Source organism: Nocardiopsis sp. iso_238 (assembly GCF_056173325.1).
Window position 1 is genome coordinate 229,493 of record NZ_CM149668.1, and the last position, 23,063, is coordinate 252,555.

The 23,063-nt window shown below is 70.4% G+C and carries 25 protein-coding genes; 11 read left to right on the top strand and 14 right to left on the bottom strand.

Annotation, left to right across the window (positions count from 1 at the left end; all coding sequences use genetic code 11):
• Positions 1-34: 34 nt before the first annotated feature.
• The 4 genes from pstS to trxA form a co-directional block, all read right to left on the bottom strand.
• The gene (pstS, locus tag AC0VYL_RS01095; protein WP_475458151.1) at positions 35-1,156 is read right to left on the bottom strand and encodes a phosphate ABC transporter substrate-binding protein PstS; all 1,122 of its coding nucleotides are present in this window, start codon (positions 1,154-1,156) and stop codon (positions 35-37) included.
• A gap of 400 nt (positions 1,157-1,556) precedes the next feature.
• Positions 1,557-2,342 carry a response regulator transcription factor gene (locus AC0VYL_RS01100; RefSeq protein ID WP_475458153.1) on the bottom strand — a complete coding sequence of 262 codons (786 nt, stop codon included), beginning with the start codon at positions 2,340-2,342 and terminating at the stop codon, positions 1,557-1,559.
• 54 nt (positions 2,343-2,396) lie between these two features.
• The gene (pstB, locus tag AC0VYL_RS01105) at positions 2,397-3,269 is read right to left on the bottom strand and encodes a phosphate ABC transporter ATP-binding protein PstB (protein ID WP_475458155.1); all 873 of its coding nucleotides are present in this window, start codon (positions 3,267-3,269) and stop codon (positions 2,397-2,399) included.
• 435 nt (positions 3,270-3,704) lie between these two features.
• Positions 3,705-4,079: a thioredoxin gene (gene trxA, locus AC0VYL_RS01110; RefSeq protein ID WP_475482050.1), complete on the bottom strand. Its 375-nt coding sequence runs from the start codon at positions 4,077-4,079 to the stop codon at positions 3,705-3,707.
• A gap of 273 nt (positions 4,080-4,352) precedes the next feature.
• Here trxA and AC0VYL_RS01115 point away from each other — a divergent pair, with 273 nt between their 5' ends.
• Positions 4,353-4,700: a YidH family protein gene (locus AC0VYL_RS01115; protein ID WP_475458159.1), complete on the top strand. Its 348-nt coding sequence runs from the start codon at positions 4,353-4,355 to the stop codon at positions 4,698-4,700.
• Positions 4,697-5,068: a DUF202 domain-containing protein gene (locus tag AC0VYL_RS01120; protein WP_475458161.1), complete on the top strand. Its 372-nt coding sequence runs from the start codon at positions 4,697-4,699 to the stop codon at positions 5,066-5,068. Before AC0VYL_RS01115 ends, AC0VYL_RS01120 begins: the two co-directional genes overlap by 4 nt.
• A gap of 183 nt (positions 5,069-5,251) precedes the next feature.
• On the opposite strand, the gene AC0VYL_RS01125 is transcribed toward AC0VYL_RS01120, so the two are convergent.
• The 3 genes from AC0VYL_RS01125 to AC0VYL_RS01135 form a co-directional block, all read right to left on the bottom strand.
• The gene (locus tag AC0VYL_RS01125) at positions 5,252-6,235 is read right to left on the bottom strand and encodes an NAD-dependent epimerase/dehydratase family protein (RefSeq protein WP_475458163.1); all 984 of its coding nucleotides are present in this window, start codon (positions 6,233-6,235) and stop codon (positions 5,252-5,254) included.
• Between the two features lie 93 nt (positions 6,236-6,328).
• Entirely contained in the window at positions 6,329-7,042 is a 714-nt protein-coding gene (locus tag AC0VYL_RS01130) for a PIG-L deacetylase family protein (RefSeq protein WP_475482051.1), read from the bottom strand.
• A 107-nt stretch (positions 7,043-7,149) separates the two neighbouring features.
• The gene (locus tag AC0VYL_RS01135) at positions 7,150-7,884 is read right to left on the bottom strand and encodes a WbqC family protein (RefSeq protein ID WP_475483445.1); all 735 of its coding nucleotides are present in this window, start codon (positions 7,882-7,884) and stop codon (positions 7,150-7,152) included.
• A gap of 352 nt (positions 7,885-8,236) precedes the next feature.
• On the opposite strand from AC0VYL_RS01135, the gene AC0VYL_RS01140 reads away from it, so the two are divergent.
• Both AC0VYL_RS01140 and AC0VYL_RS01145 read left to right on the top strand, forming a co-directional pair.
• Entirely contained in the window at positions 8,237-9,784 is a 1,548-nt protein-coding gene (locus AC0VYL_RS01140; protein ID WP_475482052.1) for a glycosyltransferase family 2 protein, read from the top strand.
• A 120-nt stretch (positions 9,785-9,904) separates the two neighbouring features.
• Positions 9,905-10,327, top strand: a complete 423-nt coding sequence (locus AC0VYL_RS01145) for a DUF3817 domain-containing protein (protein ID WP_475458169.1) — start codon at positions 9,905-9,907, stop codon at positions 10,325-10,327.
• On the opposite strand, the gene AC0VYL_RS01150 is transcribed toward AC0VYL_RS01145, so the two are convergent.
• From AC0VYL_RS01150 to AC0VYL_RS01160, 3 genes are all read right to left on the bottom strand, one after another.
• Positions 10,303-11,067 carry an SURF1 family protein gene (locus AC0VYL_RS01150; RefSeq protein WP_475482053.1) on the bottom strand — a complete coding sequence of 255 codons (765 nt, stop codon included), beginning with the start codon at positions 11,065-11,067 and terminating at the stop codon, positions 10,303-10,305. The genes AC0VYL_RS01145 and AC0VYL_RS01150 overlap by 25 nt on opposite strands.
• A 357-nt stretch (positions 11,068-11,424) precedes the next feature.
• A complete protein-coding gene (locus AC0VYL_RS01155) occupies positions 11,425-11,622 on the bottom strand; it encodes a type II toxin-antitoxin system VapB family antitoxin (RefSeq protein ID WP_475458173.1) in 198 nt (65 codons plus the stop codon).
• A gap of 86 nt (positions 11,623-11,708) precedes the next feature.
• Positions 11,709-12,230: a DinB family protein gene (locus AC0VYL_RS01160; RefSeq protein ID WP_475458176.1), complete on the bottom strand. Its 522-nt coding sequence runs from the start codon at positions 12,228-12,230 to the stop codon at positions 11,709-11,711.
• Positions 12,231-12,380: 150 nt separating this feature from the next.
• On the opposite strand from AC0VYL_RS01160, the gene AC0VYL_RS01165 reads away from it, so the two are divergent.
• On the top strand, positions 12,381-13,148 hold the full coding sequence (locus AC0VYL_RS01165; RefSeq protein WP_475458177.1) for an alpha/beta fold hydrolase: 768 nt from the start codon (positions 12,381-12,383) through the stop codon (positions 13,146-13,148).
• Position 13,149: 1 nt separating this feature from the next.
• Here AC0VYL_RS01165 and AC0VYL_RS01170 read toward each other — a convergent pair whose 3' ends face one another.
• On the bottom strand, positions 13,150-13,551 hold the full coding sequence (locus tag AC0VYL_RS01170; protein WP_475458179.1) for a VOC family protein: 402 nt from the start codon (positions 13,549-13,551) through the stop codon (positions 13,150-13,152).
• A 233-nt stretch (positions 13,552-13,784) separates the two neighbouring features.
• Between AC0VYL_RS01170 and AC0VYL_RS01175 the strand changes: the two genes are divergently transcribed.
• A complete protein-coding gene (locus tag AC0VYL_RS01175) occupies positions 13,785-14,048 on the top strand; it encodes a helix-turn-helix transcriptional regulator (protein WP_475482054.1) in 264 nt (87 codons plus the stop codon).
• A gap of 32 nt (positions 14,049-14,080) precedes the next feature.
• A complete protein-coding gene (locus AC0VYL_RS01180) occupies positions 14,081-14,629 on the top strand; it encodes a hypothetical protein (RefSeq protein WP_475482055.1) in 549 nt (182 codons plus the stop codon).
• A 9-nt stretch (positions 14,630-14,638) separates the two neighbouring features.
• Here AC0VYL_RS01180 and AC0VYL_RS01185 read toward each other — a convergent pair whose 3' ends face one another.
• The 3 genes from AC0VYL_RS01185 to AC0VYL_RS01195 form a co-directional block, all read right to left on the bottom strand.
• Complete coding sequence (locus tag AC0VYL_RS01185) at positions 14,639-15,304, bottom strand: class II aldolase/adducin family protein (protein ID WP_475458186.1); 666 nt, start codon at positions 15,302-15,304, stop codon at positions 14,639-14,641.
• A gap of 103 nt (positions 15,305-15,407) precedes the next feature.
• The gene (locus tag AC0VYL_RS01190; RefSeq protein WP_475458188.1) at positions 15,408-16,061 is read right to left on the bottom strand and encodes a response regulator; all 654 of its coding nucleotides are present in this window, start codon (positions 16,059-16,061) and stop codon (positions 15,408-15,410) included.
• Complete coding sequence (locus AC0VYL_RS01195; RefSeq protein ID WP_475482056.1) at positions 16,058-17,194, bottom strand: sensor histidine kinase; 1,137 nt, start codon at positions 17,192-17,194, stop codon at positions 16,058-16,060. The genes AC0VYL_RS01190 and AC0VYL_RS01195 overlap by 4 nt, the downstream gene beginning before the upstream one ends.
• A gap of 178 nt (positions 17,195-17,372) precedes the next feature.
• Between AC0VYL_RS01195 and AC0VYL_RS01200 the strand changes: the two genes are divergently transcribed.
• From AC0VYL_RS01200 to AC0VYL_RS01215, 4 genes are all read left to right on the top strand, one after another.
• Positions 17,373-18,311, top strand: coding sequence for an alpha/beta fold hydrolase (locus tag AC0VYL_RS01200; RefSeq protein WP_475458192.1), 939 nt, complete (start codon positions 17,373-17,375; stop codon positions 18,309-18,311).
• 275 nt (positions 18,312-18,586) lie between these two features.
• The gene (locus tag AC0VYL_RS01205; RefSeq protein ID WP_475458194.1) at positions 18,587-20,113 is read left to right on the top strand and encodes an aldehyde dehydrogenase family protein; all 1,527 of its coding nucleotides are present in this window, start codon (positions 18,587-18,589) and stop codon (positions 20,111-20,113) included.
• A gap of 209 nt (positions 20,114-20,322) precedes the next feature.
• Positions 20,323-21,900 (top strand): GMC family oxidoreductase, encoded by a 1,578-nt coding sequence (locus AC0VYL_RS01210; protein ID WP_475482057.1) that lies wholly within the window; start codon positions 20,323-20,325, stop codon positions 21,898-21,900.
• Positions 21,897-23,063, top strand: a complete 1,167-nt coding sequence (locus tag AC0VYL_RS01215) for a quaternary amine ABC transporter ATP-binding protein (protein ID WP_475482058.1) — start codon at positions 21,897-21,899, stop codon at positions 23,061-23,063. The genes AC0VYL_RS01210 and AC0VYL_RS01215 overlap by 4 nt, the downstream gene beginning before the upstream one ends.

Genomic DNA, 23,063 nt, shown 5'->3' on the forward strand with positions numbered 1-23,063 from the left:
CCGGGGCGCTCCGGCCCCGGCCCCGGTGAGGCTTCTACTCCTCGGAACCGGCCTCGGCGGCGTCGCCGCTGCCCTCGTTCTCCGAGTTGGTGCGCTCGATCTCGGCGAGCACGCGCTCCTTCAGCTCGTCACCGAGGGGGGCGTAGCCCAGCTCCGCGACGATCTCGTTGGCGCCCTCGTCGGTCAGGGCCCAGGTCCAGAAGTCGATGATCGCGTCGGCCTCGGCCTGCTCGTAGCCGCAGGTGTAGGTGAAGATCCAGTTGGTACCGGCGATCGGGTAGCCCTCGCCGCCGATGCCGTCGATGCTGAACCGGAAGTCCTCGGGGATCTCCGCCTCCTCGGAGGCGGCCGTGGTGGACTCCAGGGTCGGCGCGATGGGCTCGCCGTCCGCGTTGACGACCTTGGCGGAGGCCAGACCGGCCTCCTGCGCGAAGGCCTGGTTCACGTAGCCCACGCCGCCCGGGTTCTGGCTGATGCCCTGGGCGACACCGTCGTTGCCCTGGCCGCCGACCAGGCCGGGGGCCCAGTCGATCTCGCCGCCGGAGCCGTACTCGTCGGCCCACGAGGCCACCTCGGTGGAGAGGTAGTGGGTGAAGACCTCGGTGGTGCCGGAGCTGTCGGAACGGTGGACCGGGATGATCTCGTCGTCCGGCAGGTCCACGTCCGGGTTGAGGTCCGCGATGGCCGGGTCCGTGTACGAGGTGATGTCGCCGGAGTAGATGCCGGCGATGGTCTCGGCGTCCAGGACCAGACCGTCGAGGTCGGGGTTGTCGAAGGCGATGACGACCGAGCCGAACACGACCGGGAACTGGATGGCCTCGCAGCCGCGGCCGTCGGCGGCGGTGGCCAGGTCCTCGTCGGTCAGGTAGCGCTCGGAGGAGCCGAAGTTGACCGTCTGCTCCAGGAACTGCTCGATGCCGGCGCCGGAGCCCACGCTCTGGTAGTTGATGCTGACGCCGGGCTGCACCTCCTGGCTGTAGGTGTGCATCCAGTCCTGGAAGAGCGGGTCGGGGAAGCTGGCCCCGGCACCGGTCAGCGAGGCGCTGAGGTCTCCGCCCGAGGCGGAGCCGTCCGCGCCGTCGGAGCCGCTGCCGCACGCCGTGGCGAGCAGGGGGATGGCCGCCAGGACGGCGAGCTTGGAACGCCCGTTGCGCATGTCGTGGTTCTCCTCGTTGAATGACCGCTGTCGGGGCTGACGTGAAACGACACTAGGCGCGTAGAAAGTCGTGGTGTCATCGAAATAGAGGCGGTTGGGTAGAAGAACAGTGAATGCCAGGTGAATGGGGGTCACTTTTCGATAACGGCCACTGTGTGCGATGGTGTGTGTCGTGGTGCGGACGTTCGTCGGAGGATCGCCAGTGTCCGCTCTGACCTGCTGTGATGAGAACGTGTCCGAGAGTGCTGTCGGAACCGGGGTTCAGGGGGATGACAGATTTGCATTCCTCGGACGTCACCGTTCCGTGGGAATCAGAAAAGGGTGACGCGTACGTGAACGGCGGGCCACTCCGGTGCCTGCCGGAGGGCCCTCGAAAAAGTACGCGACCGCCTTTGTGCGCCTACCCGCCGTTCGTCGTGTCCAGCCGGTAGCCGATGCCCCGGACCGTGTGGATGAAGCGGGGCTGGGCCTCCGAGTCACCCAGCTTGTGCCGCAGGCGCCGGATGTGCACGGCGATCGTGTTGTTCACCGGCGGGAGCGGCTTGCGCCAGACCTCGGTCCACAGCTCCTCCCGGCTGACCACCCTGCCGCTGTGCCGGAGCAGGAAGTCCATGATCCCGAACTCCCGCAGGGCCAGGTTGACCGGCTGCCCGTCCACGAACAGCCGGTGCCCCAGGGCGTCCAGCTCCAGGTCGCCCGAGCGCAGCGCCACCGGTCCGCCGGGGTCGGACGGCGGGGCGGCCTCGTTCCCCGGAAGCGAGCCGCGCAGCAGCCCCGCGAGCTCGGGGATGCGGTACGGGCGGTTCACACAGGCGGTGGCCCCCGCCGAGAGGGCCCGCATCGCCCGCTGCGAGTCGCCCGCGCCCACCCCGATCAGGATCGGGATGTCCATGGCCCGGCGGGTCACCCGCACCAGCGTCTCCAGGTCCACCTCGGGCGGCGCCGCGTTGGTCAGCAGGGTGTCCGGCCGCACCATCCCCACCCGGAGCAGGGCCTCGGCGCCGTCCACGCACACCGTGATGTCCACGTCGTGTCCGCTCAACGAGAGCACCAGCTGGTGCGACTGCTCGGACTCGGGCTCCACCAGCAGGACCCGCAACGGACCCTCCGCGCGCCGCGTCCTCGCTTCGTCGTCCGGCGCGCCGGTGGGCGGGGGAACCGGTGCGGAGCAGGTGAGCGCGGGCATGGCGGGTCCACTTCGTCGAGAGCTACGGGGGCGGGTGGAGCTCGACCGGGCGGGTTACCCGAAGCGGCCCGAGATGTAGTCCTCGGTGCGCTGGTCGGAGGGCTTGCTGAAGATCGTCGCCGTCTCGTCGTACTCCACGAGGCTGCCGTAGCGCTCGCCCGCGCCGTCCACGCTGGCGGTGAAGAAGGCCGTGCGGTCCGAGACGCGCGCCGCCTGCTGCATGTTGTGGGTGACGATGACGATCGTGTACTCGGCCGCCAGCTCGTACATGAGGTCCTCGATCTTGAGGGTGGCGATCGGGTCGAGCGCCGAGCAGGGCTCGTCCATGAGGATGACCTCGGGGTTCACCGCGATGGTGCGGGCGATGCACAGGCGCTGCTGCTGGCCGCCGGAGAGGGCGAAGGCGCTCTCCTTCAGCTTGTCCTTGACCTCGTCCCACAGGGCGGCCTTGGTGAGGGTCTCCTCGACCAGGTCGTCCATGTTGCCGCGCGCCCCGTTGATGCGGGGACCGTAGGCGACGTTGTCGTAGATGGACTTGGGGAACGGGTTGGGCTTCTGGAAGACCATCCCGATCCGGCGGCGGACCTCGATCGGGTCCACGTCGGAGGCGTACAGGTCCTCACCGTGGTAGGTCACCCGACCCTCGATCCGCGCGCCGGGGATGAGGTCGTTCATCCGGTTGAGCGTGCGCAGGACCGTGCTCTTGCCGCAGCCGGAGGGGCCGATCATCGCGGTGATCTGACGCGGGCCCACCTGCATGTTCACGTCGCGCACGGCCTTGTTGGACCCGTAGTGGATCGACAGGTCGCTGATGTCGAAGACGGGTTCGCCCAGACCGGGGACCTCGCGGTTGTACCGGACGGTGTCGGGGGCGATGCCGCGGCCGGACTCGGTGCCTCGCGGGGTCGCGGTGTTGCTGACAGACATGGGGCCACTTCCGGGTCGGACGGAGCTCGGTGTGCATGAGGGGATGAAACCCGCGGAGTGCGGTCGATTCCCATGCAAATATGTCCGCGTGAAGCCCGGGTGAACGAACCCCGTGGCCAAGATGAACGTGGGCGGTGGAGTAGGAAGCCCCCGGTGACGTTCGGGTGTCCTCACCGGTCAGGACCGTCACGGAGGGGCGCGGCGGGCGGGTCGGCCGGTGCGCCCGCCGCAGGCGCCGCCCGGGGCGGGGCCACCAGGATCGGGGTTCCCGGGGGTCGGGGTGCCGGGCGCGGGCGGTCCGGTCGTGGACCGCCCCGGACCATGTGAACCGCCTCCCGCCCCCGGCCACGGAACCGGTCCCCGACACACGACCGCCCCGACGCTTCCGTGCCGGTCGTGACACGGGCGCCGGGGCGGTCGGGGACGGTGGGGACCCTACTGCGCGGAGTCGCCGCCCTGCTCGGAGATCTTCTGCTTGACCTCGTCCATGTCCAGCTCCCGGGCCTGGGTGATCAGGCTCTCCAGGGCCTCGGAGGGGAGGGCGCCCGGCTCGTTGTAGATGACCGTCTGGTCGCGCACGATCATCAGGGTCGGGATGGACTGGATCTTGAACTCGAAGGCGAGCTCCCGCTGTGCCTCGGTGTCGACCTTGGCGTGCACGATGTCCGTGTGCTTCTCCGAGGACTTGTCGAACACGGGGGCGAACTGGCGGCAGGGACCGCACCAGTCAGCCCAGAAGTCGATCAGGACGAAGCTGTTGTCCTTCAGCGTTTCCGCGAAGTTGTCTTTGGTGAGTTCGACGGTGGACACGTGGTCTCCTGCTCTTCGTTCGTTGTTGGTGTCGACCGGTGGCCAACTGCCATCCTCTTGGGTGCTACAGCGGTAGTGCCCACTCGTTTGTTCCACATGCCTGGGAGGTGGTGCGCGCACCCCTACCGGGCCGGTGGTTTCCGACACAACGCGTGTTGCATACCTGTTTGGGAGGAAAGAGCGAACACGGTTAGTGTCGGCCTGCGGGGCACGGGTTCATTGTCGTGACCGGAGCTTCCGTTGTGGGCCGAACGCCGAAAACCGGGGGGACCGATGAGCTCCGAGGCGCCGGAGGACCAGCAGGGCGTGGACTACCGCTTCACCCTCGCCAACGAACGTACCTTCCTGGCGTGGATCCGGACCGCCTTGGCCTTGCTCGCGGGCGCGGTCGCGGTCCTCCACCTGCTCCCCCTGGGCTGGGACGAGACGCCGCGCACCCTGGTGGGTCTGCTGCTGGCCGTCCTCGCCGGAGTCGTCACCGTGTACGCGCCGCTGCGCTGGTACCGCGTGCAGCGGGTGATGAGCCGGGGCGAACCCCTCCCGATGAGCCTGCTCCCGCTGATCACCACGTTCGCCGTGGCGGCGGTGTGCCTCCTGGTCCTGCTGGGGAACCTGCTGTGAGACCGGAGCAGGACCGCCGCGACCCCGGCCTCCAGCCCGAACGCACGCTGCTGTCCTGGCAGCGCGCGCTCATCCTGCTCGCCGTGGTGGGCCTGGTCTACCTGCGGGGGCCGCTCGACCCCGGCTCCGGCGTCGTACCCGAGGTGGACCCCGCGCTGCGGGCGGCCGTCATGGCCTTCACCCTGCTGCTGGGTACCGGCCTCGGGCTGCACCTGTGGCTGCGCTGGCGCCGCACCGAGTACGGACTCCGCGAACCGGGGACGGGTCGGGCCCCGCTGAGCGTGGCCCGGCCCTGGGCGATGGTCCTGCTCAGCGCGGGCGTCCTCGTCCTGACCCTGGTCGTGGTGGCGACGGTGCTCCTGCCGTGAGTGCGCTGCGGGAGCCGCGCCGAGTCCGTGAGGCGGGGCCGGGCCTCGTCGACGTCCCCGTCAGCCGGGGTCCGTCACCGCCCGGCGGGGCGACGGGCGGTCCGGGCGGCGGGGCACCCGGGGAGGACCTCCCGTCAGTGGCTGTCGCGGCCGTGGCGGGACCGCGGTTCCGGTGGCGCGCGGCTACGCGGGGGCGGGGACCGACCGGTCCGACCGGCGGTGCTCGACGATGGACCCGATGATGGCGTCGAGGTCGAGGGTGGGCTCGTAGCCGATCAGCCTCCCGGCCAGCGAGGTGTCCGGGTACCGGCGCCGCATGTCCTCGTAGCCCTCGCCGTAGGCCTCCTCGTACTCCATGTAGGTGATCGGGCTGCCCGAGCCGGTCAGGCGGACGACCCGGTCGGCCAGGCCCCTGATCGTCACCTCCTCGTGCCCGCCCAGGTTCACCGCCTGGTTGTAGGCCTCGGGGGTGTCCATCAGCCGGGTCATCGCGGGCACCACGTCGAACACCGACCCGAAGCACCGGCGCTGGTCACCCGTGCCGTAGACGGTGACGGGCTCGCCGGACAGCGCCTGGTCGACGAACCGGGGCACGACCATCCCGTATCTGCCGGTCTGCCGCGGCCCCACCACGTTGAAGAAGCGGGTGATGACGCAGGGCACGCCGGACTCCGTGCCGTGGACGTAGGCCACCAGCTCGTCCAGCCCCTTGGCGGCGGCGTAGGACCAGCGGCTCTTGGTGGCCGAGCCGTAGATCCGGTCGGCGTCCTCCCTGATGCCGTCCGCGTCGTTCTTGCCGTAGACCTCGCTGGTCGAGGCGACCATGTACGGGACCCGGTGCCGGACCGCCGCCTCCACGACGTTCTCGGTCCCGTGCAGGTTGATCCGCAGCGAGCGGAGCGGGTTGTCGACGATGTTGTAGACGCCCACGGCGGCGGCGAGGTGGAACACGGTGTCCGACTCCGAGACGAGCCGGTCCACCAGGTCCCGGTCCAGGATGTCCCCCTGGACGAACCGGAAGGCGGGAGAGCCCTTCAACTGGGACAGGTTGGACAGTGAACCGGTCGAGAGGTCGTCCAGGACGGTGACCTCGTGTCCCCGCGCGACCAGGTGGTCGCACAGGTGGGAGCCGATGAACCCGGCTCCGCCGGTGATGACGGCCTTCATGGTGTGCCCTCCACTACGGGTGATGCAGGTGTCCTGCGCTTCACTGGGGTGGGTTACGTGTGACGGGTGGGGGAGTTCGGGCCGTACGCCCGGTCAGGCCAGGTGCCGCAGGACGTGGTAGCCCTCACCGAGGGCCACCCCGGCCTGCATGCCCCTGAGGACCGCGAGGCTGCGCAGGGTGAGTTCCGAACGCGTGTGGGGGTGTTCGTGGCTCTGGGAGCCGTACAGCTCCATCGCCTGGAGCTTGGCCCCGAGGTCCGCCTCGGAGAGCGCGACGATGAGGTTGGGGGAGTCCACGGGCTCGGACCGCCACTGGTCGGCGGCCTCCTCGTAGGACAGCACCAGGGCGGGGTGGTGGCGCAGACCGCTGTTCGAGGGGCGCAGGGCGGTGTGCACCGCCTCCGCCACGGCCTGGTGGTCCTGGTTGTAGCTCGTGCGGTGCGGAACGAGCACCACGGTGGGCCGCAGGCGCGCGACCGAGAGCGGGCTGTCCCGCTCGATCAGCCGCGTCAGGTCCACCCGGGGGACCGCGTCCAGCCGCAGGTGGTGCTCGTCGCCCGGCAGCGCCATGTGCCAGTCGTCCCAGCGGAAGTGCTCCGAGACCTTCTTGATCTCGGTGTGGCGCTCCTCGGCGGTGGAGAAACCCTTCGGGGACTGGTCGGCGGTGTCACCGACCGTCAGGAACTGCACGAAGACCTCCGCGCCCGCGCGCTTGGCCTTGTGCATCAGCCCGCCGCAGCCGAGGGTCTCGTCGTCGGGGTGGGGGGAGTAGACCAGGAGGCGCTCCTGGGACCAGTCCGTCGTCATGCCGGTTTCCCGTTCTTTGCCGAAGTGGGGCGATCGGTCGCCGCCCGGGCCGCCGGGCCCACCGCGCCCGTTGGCCCGGGTGGACGGTGCCCGCTCGCTGATCGGTGTCAGCCGCGGGCTCTCGCCTGACGGAGCACGCCCAGCGCGTCCGGTCCGGCGTTGAGCAGGAGGTCGATCGCTGACAGGCGGGGCACGAAGCCGTCGGACGGGCCGCGGGTGTGCTGCCGGTACACCGGATGGCGGAACTCCTGCCACTCGATGGCGATCCCGTAGCGGCCCAGGACCCCGGGGTCCAGGTAGTCCCTCGCGCCGTCGCCCGAGAGCAGGGTGTCCGCTCCCGCCTTGGCGCAGATCTGGGCCAACAGCTCACTCTTGTGCCCGGGGAAGTCCCCGAGCTCGCTCGCGCGCAGGACGGGTGTGGCGATGCCGAATCCGCGTGTCAGCAGGCGCGTGGTGGCGATGGCCAGGTCCGCGAGGTCGTCCCACTCCGTTTCGTACAGCCGGGCGATTTCCTCCCGGTAAACGTTCCAGAAGGGTGCCTTGCGGTAACAGTGTTCAGAGAGTGCCCTGAAGTGCTTACTGCGCCATTTCTGTGATTTGTCTATTTTCTTGTCGAGGATGCGCTCATCGCGGCTCGCCTGGGTGACGGGCACGGTGAGAAGGACCGGATCACCGTGGCCGGCGACGTAGTTTCGGTTCTGCCAACCCCGACGTTCGAACTGAACCGTGTCAAGCATGATGAAACGGTCAGAACGGTCGATCTTGTCGATCAGTCCCAGCCAGGGCCAATAGTGCGGCTGGTGGACGGCCACGCGCACGCGCGCGTCGTCGTCGCTGGTCAGGGTGGTGTTCCCGGAGAAGGGCCCCGGGGCGCCGTGCGCGGGATCTGGCGCGGGGGATCGTGGGTCGCCGATCACTCCGGGCGTTCTCCTTAACTCGTCGGTCAGGCGACGGGGATTTACCGGGATCCCATGGGTCCTCGTATAAACCGGTGGCGGTGGTCACCTCCGGCACCTCGTCGCAAATATCTTCTAATGGGTACCACCTCACGCAAGCCCGTGTATACGATTTGCGTGGCCTACATAGGACGCGAACCCGGGTGAACCCGTCGTCCGCGTAGGACGTCAACCCAAGGCCGACTTCGCGGGTTGATGTCGGTCCGAAAACCGATGACATTCGAGGGGTCCCAGGGCTGTGCGTATCGTGCGTTCCATCGGTGGGCTGCTGACCGGGTTGATCGCCCTGGTGCTGGCCGTCGCGCTCTTCGTCTACTGGTTCGACTTCGCGTCGTCCATGGCCGCGGCCGCCGGGATCGGTGCCCTCGGGTACGTCTTCCTGTGGATGGCCTTCGGCCTGAACCTGCTGCTGTGGACCGTGGTCGGCCTGCTCAGGCTGGCCGAGGGCGGGGCGCGGGCGGCCCTGCGCCGACGCCCCGAGGACCGGCGCGCGAGCGTCCCCGGGAGCCGTGAACGGCGGCGCCTCCTCGTGGGCGCGGGCGGCCCCGGGGGAACCGAGGAGCTGACCGGGGGCGGGGCGAGCGGGTCCGCCGAGGAGGGAGCGCTCGACACCGCCGCCCCGGGCGGGCCGCTGGTGGCCGGGGACCCCGAGGTCACCACCCTCGCCGTCGTCATCCCGGCCCACAACGAGGAGCCGGTGATCGGCGCCGCGATCTCCTCCGCCCTCAGCCTGTTCGACCGGTGGGACGTCTACGTCGTCTCGGACTCGTCCGGGGACGCCACCGCCGAGATCGCGGCCCGGACCGGCGTGAACGTCCTCGAACTCCTCACCAACCGGGGCAAGGCCGGGGCCATCGAGGCGGTCATCGAGGAGTTCTCACTGACCGAGAACTACGACGGCGTGCTGATCCTGGACGCCGACACGGAGCTCGACCCGGGATACGTCGAGGGCGCCAGACGGCAGCTCCGGGACCCGGACGTGGCCGCCGTCGCGGGCTTCGTCGTCTCGGAGTGGAAGCCCCGGGAGCGGGGGCTGGTCGGGCGGGTCATCTCGGCCTACCGGGACCGCCTGTACTTCATGCTCCAGTACTTCATGCGCTTCGGGCAGACCTGGAAGCGGGCCAACGTCGCCTTCATCGTGCCGGGGTTCGCGAGCGTGTACCGCAGCCGCGCCCTGAGGGAGATCACCGTCAACCCCCCGGGGCTGGTGATCGAGGACTTCAACATGACCTTCGAGGTGCACCACAAGCGCCTCGGCCGGATCTCCATGCGGCCGGACACCAAGGCCTACAGCCAGGACCCGTTCACGTTCCGGGACTACCGCAAGCAGGTGGGCCGCTGGACCCTCGGCTTCTGGCAGACGGTGCGGCGGCACGGGGTGTGGCCGAGCTTCTTCTGGGCGGCCCTGGCCCTGTACGTCGTGGAGGTCGTGCTGGTTTCGGTGCTCTTCCTGGTGACCGTGGCGATCGCCCTGTTCGTACTGCTGGGCACGGTCGGCGGGGAGGCGCTGGCGGGGGTGCCGTTCCTCACCGAGGGGTTCACGGCGGTCACGGCGTTCCTGCCGCTGACGGCCCTGGCCATCGGCCTGCTCGTGCCGGACTACGTGCTCACCTGTGTCATGACCATGGTGCGGCGGCGGCCCTCGTACCTGTTCTACGGGCTGTTCTTCTTCCCGATCCGGATCGTGGACTCCTACCTGGCCCTGCGGATGATCCCGAAGGCCTGGACCGCCAGGTCCGACGGCCGGTGGAGCAGTCCCACCCGGGTCTCCCACAAGGATCGGTAACCGCCTCGACCTGCGGGAATGTGAGATTCTCCGAGCATGCCCACCCCAGGGGCCCACCGTGCCGGACACCGCTTAGCCTCGATGGAGGGGACCCGACCCTCCTCGGGGCGCAGTCGTTGAATGGGTGAAGTCGCAGTGGACAAGAGGCGTGTGTCGTTCGCGTTGTACCGGGTGCTCGCGTACATCACGGGAGTCTTCCTGTTGGGTCTGACCTTCCTGGCCATGCCCGCGAAGTACCTGGTGGGCGAGGACTCGAAGTTCCACCTGGTCGGTGCGCCGGAGGGGTGGGAGCACTGGTTCGGCCCCGAGTCGCCGCTGATGCTCTACGTCGCCATGCCGCACGGCTACGTCTACATGGCCTACGTGCTGGTCGTCCTGTGGGTGGCCCTGGACCGCCGCTGGGGCGCGGGCCGCACCCTGGGCGTGGTGCTCGCGGGCACCATCCCGGTCCTCGGCTTCGTGGTCGAGCACCGCGTGGTCCGGTCCGAGCAGGCGAAGGAGCTCGCCGCCGACCAGGCTCAGGAGCCCGTCGCCACGGGCTGATCCTCCGAGGCCGGTTCCTCCGCCAGTTCGCGGCGCATGAGGATGATCCAGAAGACCACGCCGGAGACGCCGAACATGGCCCACTGCACGGCGTAGCTGAGGCTGCGCCAGTTGACCGTGAACTCCGTGGGCGGTTCGGGCGGCGGTACCGGGGTCAGCCCGTCGACGGCGGGCTCGCTCTCGGGCAGGGTGACGTAGGCCGCGTAGAGGCGGTAGTCCCACTCTCCGACCAGCACGGACGGGGCGATCCGCTCGACCGTCCCCACCTCGGGGGAGCCCATGGGGACGACCCCCTCCGCGGCGTCCTGGGGCGGCTGGAGCCAACCGGTCACGGTGACGTCCCCCTCGGGGACGTCCGGGAGCCCGGTCCCGTCCTCCGTCCAGCCCCGGCTGACGGTCATGGCGACCCCGTCCTCGGTGACGAGGGGGAGGACCAGTACGTAGCCGTCGACCCCGTCCAGGCTCCGGGGCACGAGGAGCTGGGCCCCGGCGTCGAAGCGCCCGGACACCTCGACCGCCGTGTTGGTCGTGAGGTTGGGGTGCAGGAAATCGCCGGGTTCACCGAGGTCCGAGACGGGGATGGCGTCGGCCAGGTCCTCCACCGGGTTGGTGATGACGTCGCGGTCGGGCTCGAAGGCACGGGTGCCCTGCCAGTAGGTGCCCGCGACGCACACGGCGACCACCAGGACGGCCAGCAGGTGCAGGCCGAGCCAGCGTGGGCTGAAGAGCGGAGATCTCACCCGACCAGGCTATGTCCGCCCTCGGAGCGTCCACTCATGACCCCGTGTTGACGATGCCCACACCCCGCTTGGCCGGGCCACGCCCCAGGAATGACGATCACTTTAAGTAGTTTCTCGTGACACAGGGTTGTTATTCGTGGGTGTGGTCGGTAGTGTCTCTATCAACGCGGAACGACAAGATCGCTTCCACGTGGCAGACCTTCAGGCCGCGACTCCAGGGGGGAGGAGTCGCAGGCCGCTTCCCAGAGCGAGGGTTGCCTCCGTACTTTGAGGGGGGATGCGGAGGCGACCCTCGCCACCTCGTAGACGGGGACGTTTCCACTGTTCAGTGGGAACGTCCCCGTTCTCTTTCCGTCCTCAGGGCTGCTTGTTCCGGCGGCTCCCCGCCGGGGGATCGGTCCGCCTGCGCTCCCCCGACGTCTCCGCGCGGCTCCGGTGGCGCGCCGCGTACACCCTCAGTGCCAGGTTGACCGCGTCGTCCCTGGTGCGCGCGCCCGAGAAACGCATGGCCTCCCGAAGGGCCTCGTCGTCGATGTCGATCCAGGTCGGGCTCACTCCGCGCTCCTCGCCGCTCGGGATGGGGTCAGGCCCATCGTCCCGCATGCGGAGGGTGGCGCGCGCACTACCCAGGGTGGTGTCGGTCAGCCCATCGTCTTCTGGCCGTCGAGGGACTCCCGGATGATGTCGGCGTGCCCGCAGTGCTGAGCCGTCTCGCGGATCAGGTGGATGACCACGTCACGGGCGGTCCAGGACTTCTCCTCCGGGAACCACGGCGCGGCCGGGAGCTTCTGGCTGACCTCCAGGTCCGGCAGGGCGCGGACGTACGCGTCGGTCTCCTTGGCCTGCTGTTCGTAGGCGGCGAGCGTCCCCTCCAGGGTCTCCTCACCGATGAGGCGGAAGCTGTTCTCGTGTCTGTCCAGGGTGTCCTGGGACTCGTAGTCGACCTCATGCGGGCCCTCCTCGATGAAGTCGATCCACCCCTTCTCCACCGAGGTCACGTGCTTGACGATCCCCGCCAGACACAGCCCGCTCGCGGTGGTGCGCCGGGTGGCCTGCTCCTGGTCCAGCCCCTGGAGGGTCGTGAGCAGGAACGCGCGCTGCTGGGCCAGGAAGTCCAGCAGCGACTCCCGCTCGACGTTGACCTGGTTGTTCGTCTCACCCATGGAAACTCCTCAGTCGGGTCCGTCTCGATGCCTCGACCCTAGGGAGCGAGGCGGTCAACGACTGTCCTCCATTTGCTGGGCATGACCGGGTTTTCTGGCTTCCTTGAAAGCTGTGTGGATAACCTGGCGTTCTGGCGACCCGGAGGTTCCATGGCCCTGATTCCGCTCCAGTACCGGCTCGACGGCCCCAGGCACGCGCCCGTCGTGCTGCTCGTGCCGCCGTTCGGTACGAAGATGTCGGTCTGGGAACCCCAGATGCCCGAGCTCACCCGCAACCGCCAGGTGCTGCGGATCAACCACCGGGGCCACGGCTTCTCACCGGTGCCCGAGGGCCCCTACTCGGTCGAGGACCTGGCACTGGACGTCCTCGGGCTCCTGGAGGACCGGGGGTTCACGCGGGTCTCGGCGGTCGGGGGCGGCCTCGGAGGCGCCCTCCTGCTGTGGATCGCCGCCAACTCGCCGCGCACCCTGGAGCGCCTGGTGCTCCTGGCCGGAACGTCCCGGACCCCGCCCACGCACCGCTGGGACCGGATCGCCTCCCAGGTCCGCGAGGGCGGCATGGACGCGGTCACCGCCGAGGTGGTCCTGCCCTGGTTCACGCCCGACCTGACCGACGACCGCCCGGAGGTGGCGGCCCGGTTCACGGAGGACTTCGGCTCCGTCGACCCGCGCGCCTACGCCTCGATCTGCGACGCCCTGGCCGCCATGGACCAGCGCAACCTGGTCTCCGGGGTGCGCGTGCCGACCCTGGTCGCCTCCGCCGCGCACGACCCCCTGCTGCCGCCGGGGCACGGGCGCCGCCTGGCCGACGGGATCTCCCAGGCGCGGTTCGAGGTGGTCCCCGGCGCCGCGCACCTGCTCGGCGTGGAGCGCGCCGACCGGGTCAACCAGCTGCTCGCGGAGCACGTCGCGGCCTGAGTCAGACCAGCGGGACCAGGGGGCTGTTGACCTCCAGGAGGTAGCCGTCCGGGTCGCGGAAGTGCGCGGCGCGGATGCCCCACGCCGTCCAGTCGCGGGGCTCCATCACCAGCCGGGCGCCGCTCGCCACCAGCCCCGCGGCCGTCTCGTCCACGTCGTCCACCTCGAAGATCACCGCGAGCCGGTCCTGGTGGGGGAGGGCGGGGTCGGCGGTGTCCGTCTCCAGTGCCTCGGCCATCACCTCGCGCTGGTTGAGGGCCAGCCGCGTCCCCGAGCGCACGTCGAACTCGGCGTAGCGGCTCACCTCGTCGCCCCACAGGACGGGGAGCTTGAGGATGTCCGCGTAGAAGCGGAAGCAGGCCTCGTAGTCGTTCACGAGGAGCCTGATGTAGCTACAGCGCATGGGGGCCTCCTGCCGTGCGGGCTGGGTGGTCGGCACCATTCTCGGGTCCGAGCATGACGTACACCTGAGTATCCGTACCCGGATGACGCATGGCCGGATCCGGCCACCCGTGTCGCCCCCTCCGTTGACCTGCTCTTCCACTACCGAGCACAGATGCGACGTTCCATATCCCCTGTGCTGCCATATGTAGTACACGTACTATCAACCGCAAGCGGCCCGAGAGGAACAAGAGCGTGCCCACCGAGAAGACCGACGGACGCCACCCCAGAGCGGGCTCCGAGACGATCCACAACCGGATCGCGATGCTGCGGGCCGAGCGCGGCGTCTCCCGCAGGGAACTGGCCGAGGCCCTCGGGGTGCACTACCAGACCGTCGGCTACCTGGAACGGGGCGAGTACAGCCCGAGCCTCCACCTGGCGCTGCGCATCGCGCGGTACTTCGAGGTCCCGGTCGAGGTCGTCTTCTCCACCGAACCCTTCCCCCGCATCGGCCGGTGACCGGTCACCCCCCCAACCCCCCAGGGAGAGACATGAACGCACGTACCGAAGAGCGCGCGCGGGCCCGTCGCCAGAAGCTGGTCGACCAGTTCGAGGATCCCCGGACCCGTGCCCTCTGGGCCGACCGGACCGCCCGTGTCCGCAGGCTGTACCTGGCGGTGGCCCTGGTCCTGATGGGCACGGCGGCGCTCACCTCGCTGGCCCTGTCCCAGAGCGCCCTCATGCTGACGGGATCCAGCCTCGCGGTGGTCGTCCTCATGATCGCGCAGACCGGAGCCCTCCAGAGGCTCGAAGCCGGGTCGCGGACCCTGCACGGTTACGCGGAGGTGGTGGACGAGCGCCAACGCTCCGAGATCGACGCCGCCCGGGACCTCGGGCACTCGGTCACGTCGGCCCTGCTCCTGCTGGTGGTGGCGGTCGTCGGCGTCGCACAGCTCATGGGCACGTTCCCCCTGGCGGATCTGACCGTGCCCGCTGGCCTGCTGCTTCCGGTCGTCTGGCTGGCCCTGGTGGTGCACCGGTCGTTCCCCGCCTGCTACCTGGCCTGGACCCAGCCCGACGAGCAGCCCGACGACGCCTGAGCGTGCGGTCTACAGGAAGGGGTCGGGGCCCGCCCAGCCGTAGGTGTCGCGCTGCCGGGCCTCCGCCAGCTCGTCCTCGCTCAGGACGCGGGGCTCACCGAGCTGGCGGGCGCGCAGGTAGGCGGAGCAGAGCCAGTCGAGCAGCCGGAGGTTCGCCAGAGCCTGCTCCAGGCCGCGCCCCAGGGCCACCCCGCCGTGGTTGGCGAGCAGGGCGGCGTCGCGGCCCTTCAGGGCCTTGACCGCCTGGTCGGCGATGTCACCCGTGCCGTAGGGCATGTACGGGGTCACGCTGACGGCGCCGCCCAGACCGGCGGCGCGGTGGTGGATCGGGGGGAGCTCGGGGAACACCGAGGAGACCGCGACGGTGTCCGCGGTGAACGCGTTGACCACGGCGAGGGCCTCCCGGCCCTGTTCGGCGGCGTGGCGGTGCACGGCCATGTGGAGCGTGGCCTCGGCGGCGGGGTCGCGCCGACCCTCCAGCATCCGGTCGTCCAGCGACATCACCGGACAGTCGATCGGCTGGAGCTGGTCCAGGGGCACACCGTGCGGGGTGACGACCACCAGGTCGCCGCTGCGGACACTGACGGTCCCGGCCTCGCCGGGCGCCGTTCCCGGGTGCTGGGCGATGGCGCGAGCGGTCAGACAGACGTCGCGGCGTTCCTGTTCCAGCTGCATACGATCCTCGGTGGGGTGCGCGGTCAGCGGCTCCGCGGAGAAACCGGACCAACCGACTTAGGTACACCTAATGTACGTCAGGACGGCCGATCTGTAATCCCCCCTAGGCGACCAGGCCGTGCCGGTAGGCGTACACCACCGCCTGGACGCGGTCGCGCAGGTCGAGCTTGGTCAGGATGCGCGAGACGAAGGTCTTCACGGTCTCCTGGCTGATGAAGAGGCTCGTGGCGATCTCGCCGTTGGACAGCCCGTCGGCGATCAGCCCCAGCACCTCCAGTTCTCGCGGGGTCAGCGGGACCTCCGTCTCGGGGGCGTGGGAAGGCCGGATCCGGGCGGCGAAGCGGCCCACCAGCTGGCGGGTGACCTCGGGGGCCAGCAGCGCGGCGCCGGAGGCCACGGTGCGGATGCCGTGCAGCAGCTGGTCCGGGGGAGCGTCCTTGAGCAGGAACCCGCTCGCGCCCGCGCGCAGCGCCTCGTACACGTACTCGTCGAGGCTGAACGTGGTGACCACCAGGACCTTCACCGGGTGTTCCACCTCCGATCCGGCCAGCAGCCGGGTCGCCTCGATCCCGTCGAGCTCGGGCATCCGCACGTCCATCACCACGACGTCCGGCCGCAGGCGCTCCGCGAGCTCCACGGCGGCGCGCCCGTCACCGCACTCCCCGACGACCTCCATGTCCGGCTGCGCGCCGATGATGGTCACCAGCCCGGTACGGATCAGCACCTGGTCGTCGCAGACCAGCACCCTGATGCTCATGGCCGCGCGGGGATGCGCGCGTGCACGGTGAAACCGTCGCCGCGGGGTCCGGCGGTGAACTCGCCACCCATGACCTCGACGCGTTCGCGCAGCCCGACCAGGCCCCGTCCGCTGCCGCCGGGGGAGACCCCCGGGGGTCCGGGGCGCTCGGTGTCGACGTTCACTGTGATCTCCTCGGGGCGGTGGCGCACGCGCACCGTGGTGGGGCTTCCGTGCGCGTACTTGAGGGCGTTGGTCAGCGCCTCGCGCACGACCCGGTGCGCGACGAGTTCGGCGCCGCCCCGGGTCCCGGCCGGGGTGCCCTCCTCGCTGAACCTCACGGGCTGCCCGGCCCGGCGGGTCCGCTCCACCACGTCGAGCATCCCCTCGTCGTTGGCGGGCGCGGGGTTGGCCGGGTCGAGCACGTCCAGGAGCTGCCGCAGGTCGGTGATGGCCTGGCGGCCGGTGCCGGTGACCGTGCTCAGGGTCTGGTCGAGGCGTTCGGGCGCGGCGGTCAGGTAGCGCGCGGCCTCGGTCTGCACGACCATCGCGGTCACGTGGTGGGTGACGACGTCGTGGAGTTCCCGGGCGATGCGGGCGCGTTCGGCGGCCAGCGTGTCCGCCGCCAGGCGGCGGCGCCGCTCGGCCTCGGCCACCCGCGTGGAGCGCAGCCACGAACCGATCCCCCAGGCCAGGCCGTGCGCGAAGTAGAAGACCACCCATTCGGCCGGGGTCTCCCCCTCGCCCAGCCGGGTCAGGGCCAGAGCCAGGGCCACGAACCCCGCCGTCCCCACCAGCAGGGTGGTGCGCCGGTACCGGTCGAGGTGGACGCCCGCGCTCATGAGCGCGATCGGCATCGCGGTCCCGGCGATCAGGTGGTACCCGCTCAGCTGGTCGAGGGCGAAGCCGACCGCCACCAGGGCCAGGGTCAGCGCGGGCCACCGCCGCCGACCGGCCAGCGGCAGGCACTGGAGGGCGAGCGCGACCACGCCCAGGGCGTCGAGGGGGCGGTCCGGAACTCCGCCGACCTGGGTGCCGTAACCGTGCAGAGCGGGGACGCAGGAGACGGACAGGAGGATGAGGGCGAGGGGCAGGTCTCGGACGGTGACGTCGAGCCGCCGCCACAGAAGGGGAAGACGTCGGAGCCAGGTCACGGACGCAGTGTAGTCGCGCAGAGCCACGGCGACGCTCCCTTTGTCCCCCATGCGAGCTACGTACAGGTGTCCACTCAGCGGTGACGACCCCGGGCCCCGGTTTCCGTAGCGTTCTCCACATACCGAATTCCCCTTCCGGCCACTCCGTACGGCCGGGCCCGCTGCCTGGAGGCACCCCATGTTCCGCACCTTCCGGACGACCGCCCTGACCGCTCTGTGCTGCGCCGCGGCGGTTCCCGGGCTGGTCGGGTGCGGAGTGCTCTCCGAGGTGGGCACCGAACTGGGGTCGGCGGCCGAGGAGGTGCAGTCGGACCTGGAGGACGCCGCCAACGAGGTGCTCACCGAGGGGCAGCTGTTCACCGGGACCAAGACGCTCGAGGTCGACGGCGCCTCCGTCAACGTCTCCTGCTCCGGTACGCCCTCGGACGGCCGACCGGTCATCGTGCTGATGGCGGGCATGGGTGACGGCCTGGACACCCTGGCGGGTGTGCAGGAGACCCTGGCCGAGGACGAGCGGGTCTGCTCCTACGACCGGCTCGGTGAGGGCGAGAGCGACCAGCCGGAGGGCCTACAGAGCATCGACGACGCCGGGGCGACGCTGACCGCCGTCCTGGAGGACGTGGCCGGTGACGGCCCCGTGGTCCTGGCCGGTCACTCGCTGGGCGGCCTGATCGCCGCCCGCTACGCCCCGGACCACCAGGACCGTGTCAGCGGGCTGGTGCTGCTGGACGCCACGTCCCCGACGATGATCGACGACATCACCGGAGTGATCCCGGAGTCGGCCACCGGGGAGGGCGCCGAGGTGCGCGCGCAGAACCTGGCCATCTTCCAGGGCGAGAACCCGGAGGGGATCCTGATCGACAGCGACCCGGAGGTCCGCTCGGCGGGGGACATCCCGGTGGAGGTCATCCAGCACGGGGTCCGCTACCTCGGTGAGATCGCGGAGTACGGCGACGACCTGGAGCGCGTGTGGACCGAGGGCCAGGAGCAGTGGCTGGCGCTCTCCGACCGCAGCCGGCTCAGCACCGCCGAGGCGAGCGGCCACTACATCCACGTCGACGAGCCCGACGTCGCCGTCGAGGCCATCCGCCGCGTGACCGACGAGGCGGCCGCCTGAACCTCGGCCTCGCGCCGAACGTCCGGAACCGACCGAGTTCCACACAAACACACGTCAAAGACTCGTCCCGGTCTTCCCCAGGGTGGTGTGTCCACCTGCCCCAGGGGAGGGCCGGGGCGTAGGTCTGTCCAGGCGGGCTGGTGATATGAGCCACGGCCGAGACGTACCGTAACGCGCTGTTTGCCCTGATCAGTGGGGGTTATGGGAGCGTTGTGGCGTATGTGACCTACGAGACGAGGCTGTTTGTGACTAGCGATCCTGGGCAGAGAGGGTCCGTGAACCAGACCCATGTAACCCTGCCGACCGTGCCGTACCTGTCCGAACCCGGAGCGTCCACCGCCACCAGCCTGTACATCGACGGCGAGTGGCGGGCGGCCCGGAACGGACGCGTCCGAGAGATCCTGGACCCGGCCGACGCCTCCGTACTGACCATCGTCAGTGAGGGCGGCAGGGACGACACCGAAGCCGCCATCGCCGCCGCGCGCCGCGCCTTCGACCACGGCGAGTGGCGACGCACCTCCGCCGACGAGCGGGGCCGCGTCCTCGAACGGATCGCCGACCTGCTCCAGCGCGACCGCGAGGAGATCGCGGTCATGGAGTCGCTGGACACCGGCAAGACCATCGAGGAGGGCGGGATCGACGTCGACGACGTCACCAACGTCTTCCGCTACTACGCCGGGCTGGCCGACAAGGACGCGGGCCGCCTCGTGTCCGCACCCGAGGGCGTCCACAGCAAGGTCGTCTACGAGCCCGTCGGCGTCTGCGGCATGATCACGCCCTGGAACTACCCGCTGCTCCAGCTCGCCTGGAAGATGGCCCCGGCCATCGCGGCGGGCAACACCATGGTGATCAAGCCGAGCGAGGTCACCCCGGTGACCACCGCCAAGCTGGTCGAGCTCACCACCGAGGCGGGCGTCCCCGCCGGGGTGGTCAACCTCGTCCTGGGCAGCGGCCCCGACGCCGGAGCCCCCCTGTCCGAGCACCCCGACGTCGATCTCGTCTCCTTCACCGGAGGCCTGGTCACCGGGCGCCGGATCATGGCGTCGGCCGCCGAGACGGTCAAGAAGATCGCCCTGGAACTGGGCGGTAAGAACCCCAACATCATCTTCCCGGACGTGGACCTCGACACGGCCGTGGACTACGCGCTCAGCGCCGCGTTCTTCCACTCCGGCCAGGTGTGCTCGGCCGGTGCGCGGCTCATCGTGCACAACGACATCCACGACGCCTTCACCACCGAGCTCGCCCGCCGGGCCGAGGCGATCCGCATCGGCCGGGGCCAGAACGAGGGCGTGCGCTGCGGTCCCCTGGTCTCCGCCGAGCACCGCGCCAAGGTCGAGAAGGCCGTGGCGCGCGGCGTCGAGGAGGGCGCCCGGGTCATCGCGGGCGGCAGGCGACCCGAGGACGCCGACCTCCGGGACGGCTACTTCTACCGGCCCACCGTGTTCGTGGACTGCGACCGCTCCATGGACATCGTGCAGACCGAGGTGTTCGGCCCGGTCGTGACCGTCGAACGGTTCGAGACCGAGGCCCAGGCGATCGAGCTGGGCAACGACACCGACTACGGGCTCTCCGGCGGCGTGTGGACCGACGACACCGCCCGCGGCGAGCGCGTGGCCGCGGCCCTGCGCCACGGCACGGTGTGGATCAACGACTACGGCCCGTACTTCCCGGGCGCCGAGTGGGGCGGCTTCGGCCGCAGCGGCGTCGGCCGCGAACTCGGCCTGGCCGGACTCGACGAGTACCGCGAGGCCAAGCACGTCTACCGGAACCTGTCGCCCGAACCGCAGCGCTGGTTCGGCTAGCGACCACCGCCCTCCGGGGACCGGGCGCCACAGGCACCCGGAAACCCGCAGGCCACCCGCCGACGCGGTTCCGTCCTCCGCGTCGGCGGGTGCCCTTCTCACCGAGTGCCGCGAACGCCGCGGCACCGGAACGCACATGCCAGACCGAGTACACACAGGTCGGTTTCCCCGGCATCCCCCTGAGCCACACGAACGAGAGGATTCGGCCCGTGTCCACGAAAGAAACCACCTACGACTACGTCATCGTCGGCGGAGGCACGGCGGGATCGGTGATCGCCAACCGGCTCACCGAGGACCCCGGCACCACCGTCTGCGTCATCGAGGGCGGGCCGGACGACCGCGACCTGGAGCACGTGCTCAGGCTCCGCGACTGGCTGAGCGTCCTCGACAGCGACCTCGACTACGGGTACACCACCACCGAGCAGCCCAACGGCAACTCGCACATCCTGCACTCGCGCGCCCGGGTGCTGGGCGGCTGCTCCTCGCACAACACGCTCATCAGCTTCCGGCCGTTCGCCGAGGACCTGGACGACTGGGTGGCGGCGGGCGCCGAGGGCTGGGACAACGCCACCGTGCAGTCCTACGCCGACCGCATCAAGTGCAACATCATCCCCATCGCGGAGAAGGACCGGAACGCGATGGTCAAGGACTGGGTGTCCTCGGCCGCCGAGGCGGCGGACGTCCCGGTCGTCGAGGACTTCAACGCCCTGACCTCCCACGGCGGCGGGTTCTCCGACGGCGCCGGGTTCCTGTCCATCGCCTACGACCCCTACACCGGCCACCGCTCCTCGGCCTCGGTGGCGTACCTGCACCCGATCATGGACGTGCGCGGCAACCTCACCGTGCTCCTGGAGACCTGGGTCGGCCGGATCCTGTTCGACGGGGACCGCGCCACCGGCGTCAGCGCCACCACGAAGGACGGCGAGCGGATCACCGTCCGCGCCCGCCAGGAGGTCATCGTCGCGGCGGGCGCCGTGGACAGCCCCCGCCTGCTCATGCTGTCCGGTGTCGGAAACGCCGAGGAGCTGGGCGCGATCGGCGTCGAGAGCCACCACCACCTGCCGGGCGTGGGGGAGAACCTCCAGGACCACCCGGAGTCGATCATCATGTGGGAGACCACGAAGCGGGTCCCCGAGAACACCGTGATGGACTCCGACGCGGCCCTGTTCGTGCGGCGCGAGGACGGCGACGACCCCCGCCCGGACCTGATGTTCCACATCTACCAGATCCCCTTCGACGACAACACGAAGCGGCTGGGCTACGAGTCGCCCGAGGACGGCTGGGCGGTCTGTATGACCCCGAACATCCCGCGCTCGCGCTCGCGCGGCAAGCTCTACCTCACCAGCGCCGACCCGGCGGCCAAGCCCGCCCTCGACTTCCGGTACTTCACCGACCCCGACGGGTACGACGAGAGGACCATCGTGGACGGGCTGAGGATCGCCCGCGACGTCGCCGCCACCGAGCCGTTCCGCTCCTGGATCAAGCGCGAGGTCGCCCCCGGACCGCAGGTCCGGACGGACGAGGAGCTGTCCGAGTACGGCCGCCGCGCCGCGCACACCGTGTACCACCCGGCGGGCACGTGCCGGATGGGCGCCGCCGACGACGAGAACGCCGTGGTCGACCCCCGCCTGAGGGTGCGCGGGCTGCGCGGCCTCAGGGTCGCGGACGCCTCGGTGTTCCCGACCCTGCCCACCCCCAACCCGATGGTGATGGTGCTCGCCCTGGGCGAGCGCGCCGCCGACCTGATCCGCGAGGATCGGTCCGCCACTGAGGGGGAGGCCCGATGAGCGCCCCGGCCGCCGAAGCGGCCCCCGCGACGGGCCCCACCGACGTCACCTTCTCCGTCCGCAACCTGTGGAAGATCTTCGGTAGGAACGCCGACGACGTCATCGGCACGGAGCTGGAGCGGGCCGACCGCGACCGCATCAAGGAGGAGACCGGCTGCACCGTCGCGGTGCGCGACGTCTCCTTCGACGTGCGCCCCGGTGAGACCTTCGTGGTCATGGGCCTGTCCGGCTCCGGGAAGTCGACGCTCATCCGCTGCCTCACCCGCCTGATCGAGCCCACCTCGGGCTCGGTCACGCTCGACGGCGAGGACATCGGGGACGCCACCGAACAGCGCCTGCGCGAACTGCGCCGCCACAAGATGGCGATGGTCTTCCAGCACTTCGGCCTCCTGCCCAACCGCAGGATCATCGACAACGTCGCCTACGGGCTGGAGGTGCGCGGGATGCCGCGCGTCGAACGCTACGAGCGGGCGCAGGAGATGATCGAGATGGTGGGCCTGGCCGGGTACGAGCGGTCCCGCCCCGGCGAGCTGTCCGGCGGCATGCAGCAGCGCGTGGGCCTGGCCCGCGCCCTGGCCGTCGACCCGCAGGTACTGCTGTTCGACGAGCCGTTCAGCGCCCTGGACCCGCTCATCCGCCGCGACATGCAGAACGAGGTCATCCGGCTCCAGCAGGAGCTGAACAAGACCTCGGTCTTCATCACCCACGACCTCCAGGAGGCCCTCAAGCTGGGCGACCGCATCGCGATCATGCGCGACGGCGAGCTCGTCCAGGTGGGCACCCCGGAGGAGGTCGTCGGCCGACCGGTCAACTCCTACGTCGCGGACTTCACGTCCGACGTGGCCCGCACGACCGTGCTCACCGCCCGGTGGCTGGTCCGCGACGCCTACCCGGACGAGCGCACCGACGGCCCGACCACCGAACCCGGCACCGTCCTGGCGGAGGTCCTGCCGATGCTCGCCGCGAGCACCGCCCCGGTCCGGGTCGTGGAGGGCGACACCCTCCTCGGCTACGTGGGCCGCGACGACGTGCTGCGCGCCATCGCGGAGGACCAGCTGGAGGGCGCCGAACAGGTCGACGCGATGGTCGAGGAGGCGGTGGAGGAGATCTCCGACGACGCCGTCGACCACGGCGGCTCCGACGCGACGGGGAACGGTGCGTGA